This is a genomic window from Microcoleus sp., from assembly GCF_049646505.1.
Lineage (GTDB): Bacteria > Cyanobacteriota > Cyanobacteriia > Cyanobacteriales > Microcoleaceae > Microcoleus.
Map to the genome: position 1 here is coordinate 1 of NZ_JBARVX010000031.1, position 16,570 is coordinate 16,570.

Annotated in this window: 7 protein-coding genes; all 7 read left to right on the forward strand. The window is 45.2% G+C overall.

Features of this window, described 5'->3' with window-relative positions; all coding sequences use genetic code 11:
• A partial coding sequence (locus tag WBA89_RS02060) for a TIGR03936 family radical SAM-associated protein (RefSeq protein ID WP_424403610.1) occupies positions 1–1,009 on the forward strand: 1,009 nt, incomplete at its 5' end.
• Between the two features lie 1,102 nt (positions 1,010–2,111).
• Positions 2,112–4,457 carry an Rne/Rng family ribonuclease gene (locus tag WBA89_RS02065; protein ID WP_424403612.1) on the forward strand — a complete coding sequence of 782 codons (2,346 nt, stop codon included), beginning with the start codon at positions 2,112–2,114 and terminating at the stop codon, positions 4,455–4,457.
• Positions 4,450–5,175 carry a ribonuclease HII gene (locus WBA89_RS02070; RefSeq protein ID WP_424403614.1) on the forward strand — a complete coding sequence of 242 codons (726 nt, stop codon included), beginning with the start codon at positions 4,450–4,452 and terminating at the stop codon, positions 5,173–5,175. The genes WBA89_RS02065 and WBA89_RS02070 overlap by 8 nt, the downstream gene beginning before the upstream one ends.
• A 171-nt stretch (positions 5,176–5,346) precedes the next feature.
• Positions 5,347–7,284: an FAD-dependent oxidoreductase gene (locus tag WBA89_RS02075; RefSeq protein ID WP_424403616.1), complete on the forward strand. Its 1,938-nt coding sequence runs from the start codon at positions 5,347–5,349 to the stop codon at positions 7,282–7,284.
• A 277-nt stretch (positions 7,285–7,561) separates the two neighbouring features.
• Positions 7,562–13,444 carry an ATP-binding sensor histidine kinase gene (locus tag WBA89_RS02080; protein WP_424403618.1) on the forward strand — a complete coding sequence of 1,961 codons (5,883 nt, stop codon included), beginning with the start codon at positions 7,562–7,564 and terminating at the stop codon, positions 13,442–13,444.
• A 623-nt stretch (positions 13,445–14,067) separates the two neighbouring features.
• Positions 14,068–14,463 (forward strand): response regulator, encoded by a 396-nt coding sequence (locus tag WBA89_RS02085; RefSeq protein WP_424403620.1) that lies wholly within the window; start codon positions 14,068–14,070, stop codon positions 14,461–14,463.
• Positions 14,460–16,232 carry an adenylate/guanylate cyclase domain-containing protein gene (locus WBA89_RS02090; RefSeq protein ID WP_424403622.1) on the forward strand — a complete coding sequence of 591 codons (1,773 nt, stop codon included), beginning with the start codon at positions 14,460–14,462 and terminating at the stop codon, positions 16,230–16,232. Before WBA89_RS02085 ends, WBA89_RS02090 begins: the two co-directional genes overlap by 4 nt.
• Positions 16,233–16,570 lie beyond the last annotated feature (338 nt).

The window sequence follows — 16,570 nt, forward strand, 5'->3', positions numbered from 1 at the left end:
CTCCCCCTCCCCCACTCTCCCCCTCTCTCTCGATCGACCTTTGCCTTGGGATCACTTAGACACGGGGATCGACAAAAACTGGCTGAAAAATGACTTGCTAAAGGCTTTGGAAGCGGCGACGGTTCCTGACTGTTCCTTTGAAGGGTGTTCGCGCTGCGGGGTTTGCGGGACGGATTTCGGACACAATGTGGTGGTGGATGCGCTGCCAATTCCTGAGTTTGCGGGTGAGTTCGTGCCGAATACGCAGCGGCAACAGCGGGTTCGGGTTTGGTTCGGGAAGGCGGGCGATATGGCTTTGGTTGGTCATTTGGATTTGCTGCGATTGTTCGATCGAGTTGTCCGCCGCGCCGATTTGCCGATTTCGTTTACCGGCGGCTTCCACCCGCATCCTCGGATTTCGGTGGCAAATGCTCTGCCCCTAGGTGCCACCAGCACAGGGGAAATTGCTGATTTTGAGCTGACTCGGCCGATCGATCTTGAGGTTTTTCGGGAAAAAATGGCAGCGACTCTGCCAGAAAATATCCCGATTTACAAGGTGGAACAGATCGACCTCAAGGCTCCTTCTGCCAACCAGTTGTTAGAAGCCGCTGAGTATATCGTTACTGTGGCAGCAACAGGCCCGCTGGCAGAAAATGGCGATTTTGAAGGTGAAAATTTGGCTGCTGTCTCTGTCGCTGTTAGCGCTAACTGGGAAGCTTGGGTAGGGGCGATCGTCCAAACAGAGGCTTTTTGGCGGGTGCACACTACTAAGTCGGGAAAGACTAAGGATGTCAATTTGCGATCGAGGCTGCACAAACTAGAACTTGTAGAGCAGCTACCGGTCAGCAGCGCCTCTGCCTGTGGCGGTACATCCGAAGGTGGAGCAGTCTTGCGCTATACCGGCAGTTGTCGCAGCGATGGCAACTTGCTCAAGCCCGAACATCTTGTGTTCATGCTCGAACAAGTCAGCGGGCAGGAAATTCAGCTCCTGCAAGTTCAGCGCAGTCAGCTAATCCTAGGTTATGGTTAAGATAGGGAAGTCGTGGTGGAATATATTTCACCTTCGGCTCTCGATCGGGATGTGTCGCTTGCGCTATAATTGCTTGTTATGGAAGCAGCAGCGGCTCGAGCGCTTTAGTCGCTCGTCGCTAAGAGTCAACCAGCAACGCGGGCTGGGTGCAAACTGCTTCTGTTCGAGACTTCAAGCCTTTTTGTTCGTTCACGGGCTAAATCTAGCGCCAAACCCGCAGGAGCCGGGCCTGAACCAAATTTAGCGATTAATTTCGACCGATCGACTGGTTGTCGATCGTCCTCGGCTTACTCAAAAATATCGGGGTTCAAGCCGCTCTGCTGGTATTCAACAATAGATATTTTTGACATCGATCGAAAACAGAGACAAGCCCCCGACAATCGTCGTGGACAACCCAAAATTTGAGATTCTAGACTAAGAGTTCAAACTCCCAGATTCATCTGTGCAGTAAATCTCAAATCTCAAATCTCAAATCTCAAATCAAATCACCAGGTTTTAGGGTTGGCAGAGGCGAAAGTCGCAGTCGAATGTCAAGCTGGGGTAAGTTGAGTGCTCTCCCGCAAGAATTCAACAAAAGTCTACGCGCTTTCACTCCTACTTACTTTTGCTCAAAACCAGCCATCAACCGCCACGCAAGCGGAGTTATCAGTTCGTAGTGTTAAGTTGTGTGTTAAGAAATTAGTACGGTATCACTGAATTTATTCGCGCTCGTTCAAAGGAAGAGTTGCAATGGTTGAATTTTGAGTGAGAGAGTTTGCAATTCACAAATCAAAATTCAATATTTATAACTCGGTAAAAGCGTCCTTATTTCTATCTTCCAGCTCAGTCTGCGAAGCATAACTCATAACTCGCGATCGGGTGGATTTAAACACTGTATCTGTAACAGTCAACAGTCAGTAGGGGCGGTGCCCCCGTGCCCGCCCTCTTAACTTAACAGTCAACAGTTAACAGTCAACAGTCAACAGTCAACAGTCATTCCACCCTGAACCAACTCACAGCTAATAACTCTTCCTGCTACTACTAATAATTACAGTCAAAGTAAGAGGCACTATGAGCGTGCGTAAGTGTCTCTAATTTGCTGCCAGTTTTTTGAGGAAATTGAATGACAAAGCAGATAGTTATAGCAGAGCAGCATCGGATTGCTGCCGTTTTTTCAGAAGATCAAATTCAAGAACTCGTGGTAGCCACAGGCAGCCACCAAGTCAGCGACATTTACTTGGGAATTGTCGAAAATGTACTCTCCGGGATAGATGCAGCTTTCGTCAATATTGGCGACCCAGAACGCAACGGGTTCATGCACGTCACAGACCTCGGCCCGCTGCGGCTCAAACGATCGGCAGGAGCAATTACAGAACTCCTCACCCCGCAGCAAAAAGTGGTAGTACAGGTGATGAAAGAACCGACGGGCAGCAAAGGCCCCCGGCTGACAGGCAATATCACTCTGCCCGGCCGCTACTTGGTACTGATGCCCTACGGCAGGGGAGTCAACCTCTCCCGCCGGATCAAGTCGGAAGCCGAGCGCAACCGCCTCAGAGCCCTGGCGATTTTGGTCAAGCCGGCCGGGATGGGGCTGCTGGTGCGAACCGAAGCCGAAGGCATGACCGAAGAAGCCATCATGGAAGATTTGGAAGTGCTGCAAAAACAGTGGGAATCCGTTCAACTAGAAGGCGGTACCTCCCGCGCCCCAGCACTGCTCAACCGCGACGACGATTTTATCCAGCGGGTACTCCGGGATATGTTCAGCGGTGACGTGAATCGGATTGTGGTGGACTCGCAAAATGGCATTAAGCGTGTCAAACAGCAGTTGATGAGCTGGAACGGCGGTAAGCTTCCTGCAGGAGTTTTGATCGACCACCACCGAGAGCGCGCCTCGATTTTAGAATTTTTCCGCGTCAACGCTGCCATTCGAGAAGCCCTCAGACCGAGGGTAGATTTGCCTTCGGGCGGTTACGTGATTATCGAGCCGACTGAGGCGCTGACGGTGATCGATGTCAACTCTGGCTCGTTTACTCGATCGGCCACAGCTCGCGAAACCGTACTCTGGACAAATTGCGAAGCAGCAACCGAAATCGCCAGACAACTGCGTTTGCGGAATATTGCCGGGGTGATTATTGTTGACTTTATCGACATGGAATCCCGCCGCGATCAATTGCAAGTGCTCGAACATTTCAATAAAGCTCTCAAAGCAGACAAATCTCGGCCGCAAATCGCTCAACTGTCGGAATTGGGACTGGTAGAACTGACTCGCAAGCGCCAAGGTCAAAATATTTACGAGTTGTTCGGCCACACTTGCCCGACTTGCAGCGGGTTGGGTCATCTGGTGCAGCTCCCCGGGGAAGAAGACTTCGCCGGGGCGGTGCGGGAATCTGCAGATCGCAGTGCTGCTTCCTCCAACCGCGTTTTGTTGAACTTGCCAGAAGGATTGGAACGCCGCAGCTTAACACCTACGGCGGCTGCAACTCCTGCACCAGTCCTAGAAGAACGTTCCCTCGAACCCGCTCGGGCTGCTTGGGAACCGTCTAGCGAAAGTTTGGATTTTGAGACCGGCAGCAACGCCTCGTCTTTGGACTTGCTCAACCATCCCAGCTATCAGGATTTGGGGAACAGCACCAGACGCCGCCGCCGCCGCCGAATTGACGAAGAGCCTTTTGCTGTACCGGAGGAGGAACCGGTACGCAGCAAGTTACGGCTGCCGAATACTTCCAGCGCCCCCGTCGCGGATACGCGCTCTGACTATCAGGCTCCCGCCGCCATCCGGGCCGCTGCGGAGGGCTTCGGGCTGGTGAATACGGCTGCTGTTGGCAGGCGCGAGGATTTCGATCGCGTGCGTCCAACTAAGTCTGAGTTGATGAAGCCGATGGTGGAACCCCCGGAGGTGATTTCGGTGGAAATGACAGCGGAAGAGCAGGATGTTTATGCTCTGATGGGGGTTTCTCCTTTGGTGCTGACGGATCGCACGGTGAAAAATCCTAAGAATGCGATCGTTTCGGTGACACTCCCAGGAACTCCTGCGAACAAGTCGCCTTTCGAGCAGCTCGAATTTGAATTTGAACCGCCCGCGCCCGCAGAGAAGGCTGAGGAAGCCGATTATTATGCAGAAATATCGGCAGTTGAGCCTGTATTTTCTCAGGGCGATGAGGATGGTGAGGATGACGGTGAGGCTGAAATTTACGGCGAAAGTTCGATCGACCTCATGGATGATTTTGCTGGCGAGGAGGAAACCAGCGATGGGATGGACGAATCGAATGAATGGGGAGCATCGGAACCGCCGATCGAATTCCATGAGTCAAGCGAGTTGAATCAGCCTTTGACATCCAATGACTCAAACGAATCAAATGAGTCGAATGAGTCGAATGAGTCGATCGAATCAAGCGAATCAAGCGAACCCGAAGAGCCAGCGATCAACCGCCGCCGCCGCCGCCGCTCGTCTGCTGTTGTAGATGACTGATATCCAGTCAGAGGAAAGAGGGAAGAAGCAAAAAGCCAGAACAAAGAACAAAGAAGTAGAAATTTTTACTCTCTTCCCGTCTTTCCATCTCTCCATTTCTCCGTCGGGGGCGGGCACTGGGGCACCGCCCCTACAATCTCCCTCGAATCCTCAGATAATAGCTGGTGTGGACGAAGTAGGAAGGGGAGCTTTGTTCGGGCCCGTGGTGGCGGCCGCCTGCATTCTGCCCGACGAAGTTATCGATGAATTAGCAAGTTGCGGGGTGCGCGACAGCAAGCAGTTGAGTGCCACAGCCCGGAGTCGGTTAGCACTAAAAATCCGGGCTGTGGCTGTTGACTGTCAAATTGGTGTGGCTTCGGTGCGGGAAATCGATCGCCTCAATATTTTGCAAGCTTCTTTGTTGGCGATGAAGCGGGCGATTTTGAAGTTGAAGGTTACTCCAGATTTGTGTTTGGTTGACGGGAATCAAAGAATCCCCAATTTGGCGATCGCACAAGAGACGATGATTAAAGGTGATGCGCGATCGATTCAGATAGCCGCTGCTAGTATTGTCGCTAAAGTTTGGCGCGATGAATTAATCGTGCGCTTGGCTGTTAAGTATCCCGAATATGACTTGACAAACAACAAAGGATATGGTACTGCTAAACATAAATTGGCTTTGGAACGTTGCGGTGCGTCTGTCTTGCATCGGGTGTCATTTAGCCCTTGCCGAAAATAGTTACTCATAAGAAATAATCAGCATTTACTAAAGCTTGATCTTATAACTAATAGCTATTATTACAAAAGTAGGAAAAGCAGTCAAACTAATAATATTAAATCATTCTGTAATTATTCACATTCGAGTTGCTCCCGATGATAATATTTGTCAAAATCAAAGGGAAATAAAAACATGGTTAATAAAGCTTTGTTTGGCAGTAGCGGTGAATACAGAGAACCAGCATCTGTTCCCTCAACTCCTTGGAGATTTAGATGGCCCAATACCGCAGATTTTAACTTCAACTATTACCACCTACTGGAAATCAACAAAAATCAATCTATTGGTTGCAACAACAACCCTCAGATTAAAGTCGCAATTATTGGTGCGGGGATAGCAGGACTCACTGCAGCCAGAGAGCTATTCAGGTGCGGGTACACCAATATTGACATTTATGAAGCCAGCCATAGAATCGGCGGCAGAACATACTCTATAGCAGTTGAGGGGCAACATACTGTATTGGAAATGGGTGCAATGAGGATGCCTTTTTTCCCCGCTCCTGGGAGCCGCAACAGTGTATTAGATTATTACCGAGAATTGTTTCAAATTACGACGCAGCCTTTCCCAGACCCCGGTTCATCAATAGCCGATACCGGAATATATTTGAACAACGGCTGCGGCCCCGATACTCAAAATCCCTATCCTAAGCCGCGACTCGATATCTGGCAGAAAAATGGCGGCCCTCCCAATCCATTATTCAAAGCTGTATACGATAAATGGGTGCATTTCGCAGACATGGTAACGAGTGTTTGCCAAGAGTTTTACGGACAAGATGGATGGGAAGAGTTTTGGCACAATGTCGTTCAATATTATTGGGACAAAAATTTTAGAGAGCTGGTTTATATGGCAGCAATAGATAGATACGACCCTTCTAAGCCGGGATACTTTGGCGGTTTGGGCATGAACGAAGCAGAGTCCAAACTTTTTTATACCATCGGTGCTGGAGATGGCGGCTGGGGGGCTTTCTACGACATTTCTTGTCTGTATCCGATGAGAACATTGCTGTTCGGTTTCGGTACGAATCATCAGCTAATTCAAGGAACATTTGACGGACAGGGAAATTTTGCACCTGGATCTCAATATCAGCAGCGAACAACAGACAGTCTGGAGCGCGAATTCCCTTCTCCCGGTTATGTGGGCGTACAAACATTTGCAGAATGCCTGTTTTATCAGCCTGTGACCAGTGAATTTGTCGAAAATGTGTCGCTTTATGAAGCGTCAAAAACAAAAGGCAAGTATGATGTCAATCTGTATCTGAAGAATCCGGTAAATAGAATCAAATACCTCGATCGCAGAAACGTAGAGATCACTTCTGCCAACTTGGAATCACCGAGAAATTACGATTTAGTTATTCTGACACCTACGACTTGGGCTACAGAAATGGGTATGGCTTTTGAAGGTTTTGACCCGAAAACTCAATTGCCATTTGATGTCACCTACAGCATCAAGGAATCTCACTGGATATCGAGTTGCAAGGTGTTTTACCCCTTAAAGGAAAGGTATTGGGAAATCAGCGGTTGTCCGATCCCGCAGCTCATCAGCACAGATACATATTTGCAGGGCGTTTACGGTTATGCAGTCAAAAACGATCCGGGGGTTTTGCTAGTTAGTTACACTTGGGAAGACGATGCCAACAAGTTTATTGCAGAAAGCGATCGCAGCGAACAATTGGCAAAACAATGTCTCGATGAACTAGATAAAATATTGATCGAGTGCGAAAACATCAAAACCCCCGTATCGCCTTATGTTGATACCAGCAGACCCGCTGTGATACATTGGGCAAAAATGCCCAACTACCGAGGTTGTGCCAAGCTGTACCGAGAAATGACGTGGAATGATGATTATGCGTTGCTGAGATACAATCAGAAATACAGTGCCAACTCAGGTTTATACTTTGCTGGCGAAGCTTTTTCGGTGGAAGGAGGTTGGACGGAACCGGCATTGAGAACAGCATTGGATGCAGTCATACACGCGATCGCCAATACAGACGGCACTTTTCTCAACGGATTTGAATATTCCGATTATCCCAAATACGACGATTGGAACCCTTTCGACCGCAAACCGAAAGGTTGAAAAAAAAATCAGCTCGGAAGGCTGTCAGATTTATTTGAGGATATTTCCGGGTTCTTTTGGAAGTATTGTAAAATGAAAAAAATTATAACTGTAACTTGGATATTTTTTGGGCTGACAACCTCCTGCAAGGGAAGCGACTAGAGCGAAAAATATTCAAGTTCTTTGTTGTAAAATCCTTTCAGTTCAGAACCAGTCAGAAAAAAGCGACCGTTAAACAGGGTGCAGATAGAATACCAGCGCAAATACAAGAAAATTAATATTTTGCCAATCATCCCAAATGTTAAAAATTGAAGGCTACCGCATACTCGATCGAATTTACGAAAGCCAAAACTCAAAGGTTTATCGAGGTATCCGAGAACAGGATAACCAGTCTGTTATCTTCAAAATGCTCGAACGAGATTATCCCGCCCCTGCTGAACTTGCCCGCTACAAGCAGGAATACGAAATTACTTGCAATCTCCTTTGTGAAGGAACCGTCAAAGCTTATAGCCTACAGGAGTATCAGAGAACCCTAATCATCATCTTGGAAGATTTTGGCGGCACTTCTTTAAAAATGTTGAAGGATAACCCTGTAGAAACGCAAAATATTTCCTGTTTGCAGCACTTCCTCCCCATTGCGATCCAAACAGCCGAGATTTTGGCTCAAATTCATACTGCCAACATCATCCACAAAGACATTAACCCTGCCAATATCCTGCTAAACCCAAAAACCGGGCAAGTCAAAATTATCGACTTTGGCATTGCCACCGTCTTCACCCGCGAAAATCATAGCCTAAAAAATCCCAATGTTTTAGAAGGAACCTTAGCCTATATTTCTCCAGAACAAACTGGAAGGATGAACCGTTCTCTCGATTATCGCACGGACTTTTACTCTTTGGGCGTTACATTCTACGAACTTCTCACCGGACAACTTCCATTTACCGCTGACGATGCTTTGGAGTTGGTGCACTGTCATATTGCCAAACAGCCCGTACCGCCCGATCGGGTTAATCCAGAAATCCCCCAAATGATTTCTGATATCGCGATGAAACTGATGGCAAAAACAGCAGAAGAACGCTATCAAAGTGGAAGCGGAATCAAAGCAGATTTAGAAGAATGTCTTAACCAGTTACAGACAAAGGGCAAAATTGAACCATTCCGCCTCGGCAGCCAAGATATTTGGGACAAGTTCCAAATTCCCCAGAAACTTTACGGACGCGAGGCAGAAGTTGCAGCTTTACTAGCAGCATTCGCTCGGATTAGCGAGAGCCAAAACAGCCACAAATCCCGCAAAGAACTCATGCTGGTTGCTGGTTATTCTGGCATCGGCAAATCAGCACTGGTAGCCGAAATATATAAACCGATAACCAAGGCAAGAGGCTATTTTATCGCTGGAAAATTTGACCAGTTTCAGCGCAATATTCCCTACTCTGCTATTGTCAGTGCTTTCTCTGGATTAATGCGGCAACTGTTAACCGAAAGCGAAGAACAGCTTAATCAATGGCGAGAAAAATTATTAGATGCTTTGGGTGCTAACGGTCAAATCATTATTGACCTAATTACCGAAGTAGAATTGATTGTGGGCAAACAGCCGGCTTTGCCGGAATTAGGTGCAAGTGAATCGCAAAATCGATTTAATCTTATCTTCAGCAATTTTATTCGGATATTTTGCTCAAAAGAGCATCCTTTAGTTCTTTTTCTGGACGATTTACAGTGGGCAGATTCTGCCAGCCTCAAATTAATTCAACTGATGATGGCGGATGCGGATACCCAATATCTATTTTTGATTGGAGCTTATCGAGACAACGAAGTCAATTCCACCCATCCCTTGATGGTGAATCTGGAAGCAATCCGCTCTGAGGGAGCATCTGTCAACCAGATTAGCCTTGTACCTTTAGCCCAAAAACAGATCGATGAATTGATTGCAGATACGTTGCAAGGCACTCGTGATTCAGTCCTAGATTTAGCAGAATTAATCCTCAAAAAAACTAGCGGTAATCCGTTCTTTGTCACGGAATTATTGAAAACCCTATATACTGAAAACCTGCTAAAATTCGATTTTAGCTCTCGCACTTGGCAGTGGGATATTGTTCAGATTCAGGCAAGGGCAATTACTGACAATGTGGTAGAATTAATGATTGGCAAACTCAATAAATTGCCGTCAACCGCTCAGCAGGTATTGCGTTTGGCAGCTTGTATAGGTGCAGATTTTGACTTAAATACTCTCTCAACTATCTGCGAGCGATCGCCATCTGCAATTTTCTCCGATCTGAAAGAGGCAATTCAGTCTGAGTTAATTTTTACAATCTCAGAATTAGATACTCAACTCTTAATTCAATACTATAAGTTTGGACACGATCGCATCCAACAAGCAGCTTATTCTTTGATTGAGGAATCAGATAAACAAGCCATCCATTTACAAATTGGTCGCCTGTTGCTAAAGAACAGTTCGCCCGAAACACGATCGAAAAAAATATTTGAAATTGTCGATCATCTCAATGTTGGGGTAAGGGCAAGCACGGCAGTACAGCCTCTACTAACCCATCAACAAGAGCGAAACGAAATTGCTAAACTGAACTTAATAGCGGGGCAGAAAGCCAAAGCAGCGACGGCTTACAGTGTGGCGGTTCAATATTTGCGTAAAGGATTAGAACTTTTAGCAGAAAATAGTTGGCAAACAGAGTACGACCTGACGCTAAATCTCTATCAAGAAACTGTAGAAGCTAAATATTTAAACACTCAGTTTGAGCGAGCAGAAAAATTAGTTGAAATTATTCTGAAACACGCAAAGGATCGGCTAGCAAAGGTAAAAGCTTACGAGTTAAAAGTCCAAATTTATACAGCTCACAATCTACCTGTAAAAGCTATAGAAACTGGTTTAGAAGCATTAAAATTACTGGAAATTTCTCTTTCAACAGGCGAAGATAGCATTGTAGAGTTGCCAGCACTGACAGACTTAGAAAAATTCCCGGAAATGACGGAAGCTGCTCAACTAGCAGCCATGCGGATTTTGATGTCTATTTGTCCGTCAGCTTATTTTGCCAAACCCGAAGTTTTATTGTCAATTATCTTGACAATGGTTAACCTGACAATTCAAAAAGGTTATTCAGCCTTGGCTGCTTATGCTTATGTTTGGTATGCAGCTATCTGTTCGGCACAAGGCAACATAGAAACTGGATATCACGCCGGACAATTGGCACTGAAGTTAGTAAATATATATCATGCTACAAATCTCAAAGCCAAAATTTATAACTTATTTTGCGCTTTAGTAAAACACTGGAAAGATCCAGCAAGAAACAGCCTTTATTTGCTTCAAGAAGGAATTCAAAGTGGACTGGATACAGGAGATAATGAGTACGCCTGTTATTGTATTAAGGATTATTGTGTCACCCTATTTTTGACGGGAGAACAACTCGAAGCTGTAGAGTTAAAAATGCAGCTATCTTGCGAACAGCTAGTGAAGCTTAAACAGGAATACTCTATCTATCAAACTAATATATGGCGGCAAGTTAGCTTGAATCTTTTGGGGAAAGCTGCGAAGCCATCTTGCTTGCAGGGGGAAAGTTTTAATGAAGACGAAATCCTTCCCCGTTTATTAGCAGCGAATAACCGCACGCTGCTTTTTATTGTTTACCTTGCTAAACTAAATCTTTCTTATTTGTTCAAAGACTATGCTGAGGCCGTGAAGAATGCGATCGCCGCCGCAGAGTACATAGATTCTGTCATGGGATTTATGTATGTCGCTATTCACAACTTCTACTCTTCTCTTGCTATTCTCGCTCAGTATTCTACCGAATACTCAGACAGTTTGCACCAAGTGGAATCAAATCAAGAGCAAATGAAGCAATGGGCAGAACTTGCCCCAGCCAATTTTCAACATAAATACGATTTAATAGAAGCTGAAAAAGCAAGAGTCTTGGGAGATAATTGGCAAGCCGCTAAACTTTACGAGCGATCGATTAAAGGAGCAAGAGACACCGGATATATTCAAGATCAAGCTTTAGCCTATGAGTTAGCAGCGGAATTTTATCTGGCCAGCGGTATGGAGGAGATTGCCCAAACTTATCTCAAAGGAGCACACTACGGCTATACTCGCTGGCAAGCTAGGGCAAAAGTTGAGAATTTAGAAGCAAGATATCCACAATTACGGGCTCAATCTTCGGCGAGTATGACTAAGAACACAGGCAAGATCGCGATCGATACTCACACTACCACAGATTCAGGTATAGCTTTAGATTTAGCTACAGTTATCAAAGCTTCCCAAGCCATTGCTGGTGAAATAGCGATCGAGCAATTACTCCGAAAATTGATGAAAATTCTGATTGAGAATGCTGGCGCAGAGGTAGGCTACTTGTTGTTAAAATCTCAGGGAAAACTGCTAATTGAAGCATCCGGTGCAGTTGATTGCGACAGCATCAATTTATTACAGTCAATCCCACTTGAAAGCAGTGAATTAGTCTCAATAGCCGTTATTAATTATGTCGATCGCACTCACAAATATGTTGTTCTCCATGATGCTGCTCGTGAAGGTAACTTTACTAACGACACTTATATCAAGGCACATCAAACTAAATCTATTCTTTGCGTTCCTCTGATCGAGAAAAACAAGCTTGTTTCAATTCTGTACCTAGAAAACAACCTGACAACGGGTGCCTTTACTCCCGACAGATTAGCCCTCTTAAAAATCTTGTCCTCGCAAGCCGCAATTTCCATAGAAAATGCCCAACTCTATGCCAACTTAGAAGCAAAAGTAGCAGAACGCACCCAAGAACTCCAGCAGTCAGAAGCTCGCTTTCGACAACTTTACGAGCAATCTGCCGATGCTATTCTGCTGTTAGATGAAGGCATATTTACCGACTGCAACCCCGCCACAGTCAAAATGATGCGCTGCACGGACAAACAACAGGTTCTTTCTCTGCATCCGGCTCAAATTTCCCCCGAGTTTCAACCTGACGGTAGAAACTCTTTTGAAAAAGCTGAAGCCATGACAGCCCGGGCTTTCGATCGAGGAAATCACCGCTTTGAATGGATGCACCGCCGCACTGATGGAGAAGATTTTTGGGTAGAAGTATTGCTGACAGTAATTCCTTTAGATGGAAAAGAAATTCTGCACGCGGTGTGCCGAGAAATTGGCGATCGCAAACAGGCAGAATTAGCTCTGCACCAAAAAAATCAGGAACTCAGCGATACTCTCCAACAACTCAAAGCTACCCAAGAAGGATTGATTCAATCAGAAAAAATGGCAGCTTTAGGACAACTTGTAGCCGGAGTTGCCCACGAAGTTAATACACCCCTAGGTGCAATTCGCTCCAGTGCGGGCAATGTTTCTAAGTTCTTGGATCGAACTCTCGAACAATTGCCCGCAGTTTTTCAATCTCTCTCCCCAGAAGCTGGACAGAAATTCTTAGAATTACTTCAGTATTCTCTCCAACAATCTACAAACTTATCAACCAAAGAAGAACGCAAATTAAAAAAAGCTTTAAGAAGCCAACTCGAAACATTAGAGATTGAGAGTGCCGATACTGTGGCTGATAGATTAGTCATGATGGGGGTCTATGAGCGAATCGAAACTTTTATACCACTGCTGCAAAGACCTGACAGCTTGCATCTTGTAGAAGCTGCATACAAACTGTCAGAATTAAAAAGAGGTATTGCCATTATTAACACTGCCACAGATAGAGCATCAAAAGTTGTCTTTGCTTTGAAAACCTATGCCCGCTACGAACAGTCTGGTACCAAGACAAGCGCCAGCATTGCAGAAGGGATAGAAACTATCTTAACTCTCTATCAAAATCAATTAAAACAAGGTATTGAGGTGGTTAGAAACTATGCCGAAATTCCGCCGATACTGTGCTATCCCGACGAACTGAATCAAGTGTGGACAAATCTGGTGCACAATGCTTTGCAAGCAATGGATTATCGGGGGACGCTAACTATTGATGTGACAAAACAAGACCAGCAGGTTAAGATTAGTGTTAGTGACAGCGGTAAGGGCATACCAGAGGAGATAAAAGAGAAAATATTTGACCCATTTTTTACTACTAAGCCTCCGGGAGAAGGCAGCGGTTTGGGACTAGATATTGTTAAGAAGATTGTTGAAAAACATCAGGGAAAGATTGAAGTGGAATCGATTCCCGGTCAAACTATATTTAATGTTTTTCTACCAATAAGTGGTGTATAGCCTTTCGAGCGAAAGATGAGGTGCTGTCGGGCATAGGCCAAACCGGGCATAGGCCAAACCGGGCATAGGCCAAACCGGGCATAGGCCAAACCGGGCATAGGGCATAGGCCAAACCGGGCATAGGGCATAGGGCTATCCTCACAACGCGATCGAACCGCTATATAAGGAGGTGAAGTATCTGGCAAACGATATAACGCAGTAAGTAGGTGGGGTTTTATTTAGTTCCATCCCATCTGCAATCTATCCCATTGGGAGGATGGCAAAAGTTAAAGCATTTTGAGAACAATAACTCGAATTCTACCGGAAATGGATGTAAAATCGCTGTACGGTGCGTTATGCTCGGCTAAGCTGCTACGCATCTAGATTTATGGGTTTCGGTGACTGGGGAGGGGGAGAGGACTTGGAAATTGGTTGTTTCGCGGCATTTAATTGGCGATCGCACTTAAACCAAGAAACGGGGTTTTTGAACTCTGCCAAGAGGATTGTCAGCAAGTATTTTGGTAAAAAACCAAGGTAACGGTCGCCGGCGCGATCGCCAACTAGCATCTGAAAATGCGATCGGGTATACTAATACATTTTACTACTTTTCCTACTAATAAGAACTCAAAAAGGAGAAAATATAAATGTCTAAACCAGTTATTTTGTGCGTTGACGATGAGAGAATGGTGTTAGATAGTCTCAGGACGCAGCTAGCAGCAGCATTTGGGAATGCCTACACCTATGAAGGAGCAGAAGATGCTGAAGAGGCCTTAGATGTAATCGGCGAACTCTATGATGAAGAAATTAGCGTTGTTGTGATTATTTCTGATTGGTTGATGCCCGGTATCAAGGGAGATGAGTTGCTGATACGCATTCACAAACAATACCCTCATATTATTACAATTATGCTGACCGGTCAAGCTGACGAAGTAGCAGTTGACCGAGCAAAAAAGCAGGCTAATCTCCATCGCTGCTTATCTAAACCTTGGTCGGAAGCCGATTTGCTGGAGACTATAAAATCTGGTTTGTTGAAGTTATGAAACAACAGGTAATAATCTGTGTAGATGATGACAACACTGTACTCAAGAGCCTCAAAGCAGAACTCCAAGAAGCTGTCGGCAATGCTTATCTGATCGAAATTGCCGAGGGTGGGGAGGAAGCATTAGAGTTGCTTGAAGAATTATTGTTGGATGGGTATGAAGTACCGTTAATTATTTCCGATCATATCATGCCTGAAATGAAGGGAGATGAACTATTAAAACAAGTCCACCTACTTTCGCCCCAAACTATTAAAATTATGCTGACAGGGCAAGCAGATATTGAGGCGGTGGGAAATGCTATTAAAAATGCAAATTTATATCGTTATATGGCCAAACCCTGGCAACAAGAAGACTTGAATTTAACGGTAAAAGAAGCAGTAAATAGTTATCGGCAAAATCAACTGCTGGCAGCAAAAAACGCGCAGCTTCAGCAAATGAATCAGGAATTGGCAGATTTAAACCGCAAGCAATCGCTACTGATTGCGACACTCCACGACAACGAAAATCGCTTGATGCAGTTTTTGGAAGCAATGCCGATCGGCGTGGGAGTGCTGAATGCGGATGGCAAAGTTTATTATATTAATAAAAAAGCAAAAGAGATATTTGACAAAGAAGTCGTGTCTGAGATTTCAGCCGAAAAACTGTCAGAGGTTTATCAAGTTTATCCAGCAGGAAGTCTTGAACCTTGCGCTGTGGAAAACTTGCCAGTCATGCGGGCATTGAGGGGCGAAACTTCGGTGGCTGACGATTTAGAAGTCCGGCACGGCAATAAGATTATTCCCCTAGAAATTCATGCTTCCCCGATTTACGGTAAACAGAACCAAATTGTCTATGCTATCAACACTCTTCTAGATATCACAGAACGCAAAGAAGCTGAGGCTGAGCGCAAAAAGTTCATGGAGGATCTCTTTGAGGTCAATTGCAGTTTGCAACTTTCACTGGAGGCAGAATTAGATATCGTTGAGGCGACAAGTCGTTTTGTACCCAATCAGTTGTTATCTTTTTTGGGATGTGACAGTATTGTTGATGTTAAATTGGGAGATGCGGTGGAGTTGGAAATGTCGGTGCTGTTTTCTGACATTCGCGATTTCACGAGTCTTTCGGAACAGATGACACCAGAAGAAAATTTCAAATTTATAAATTCATATTTGAGTTATATGGAACCGCTGATTCTAGCAAATCAGGGGTTTATTGATAAATATATTGGCGATGCAATTATGGCTTTGTTTAGTGAGGGTGCGGATGATGCTGTGAAAGCGGGAATTGCGATGCTGCACAGTCTTGCTGAATACAATCGACAGCGCGCTGCTGCGGGCGATGTGGCGATTAAGATTGGGGTGGGAATTAATACTGGTTCTTTGATGTTGGGTACTGTTGGCGGAAACAGCCGGATGGACGGTACTGTTATTGGTGATGCGGTTAATTTGGCTTCTAGAATTGAAAGCTTGACGAAGAATTATGGGGTGTCGCTGTTAATTACTCAACAGACTTTCGATCGCTTGACAAATCCTGCTGATTATGCAATTCGGGTAATTGATAAGGTTCAGGTTAAGGGGAAGTCTGAATGGGTGACTGTTTATGAAGTTTTTGAGGCGGATTTGCCGGAAGTTAAGGCGGGAAAGTTGGCTAATTTGCGGTTGTTTGCTGAGGCTTTGTTTTTATACAATATGAATAATTTTAGGGAAGCTGGGGAACTTTTTGCGGATTGTTGGCGGCAAAATCCGGGGGATAAGGTGGCTCAAATTTATTGGGATAGGTGTCTTAGTTAGTTAGTTAGTTGTTAGTTGTTAGTTGTTAGTTGTTAGTTGTTAGTTGTTAGTTGTTAGTTGTTAGTTGTTGGTTGTTAGTTGTTAGTTGTTAGTTGTTAGTTGTTAGTTGTTAGTTGTTGGTTGTTAGTCAACAGTTACAAGTAACCAATAATCTCATGTCCGGCTAATCAATTATCATTTCAGTGCCAGCGTCCCGTTCGCACTCGTGAAGAATTATAAGCGATCGCTCGGACTTGATACAACCAACAACCAATAACCAATAACTAATCACTAATCACTATTTTGCTCGATCGGCATTTCTATGATAAACTCGGCTCCTTGACCGGGTGCAGACACGC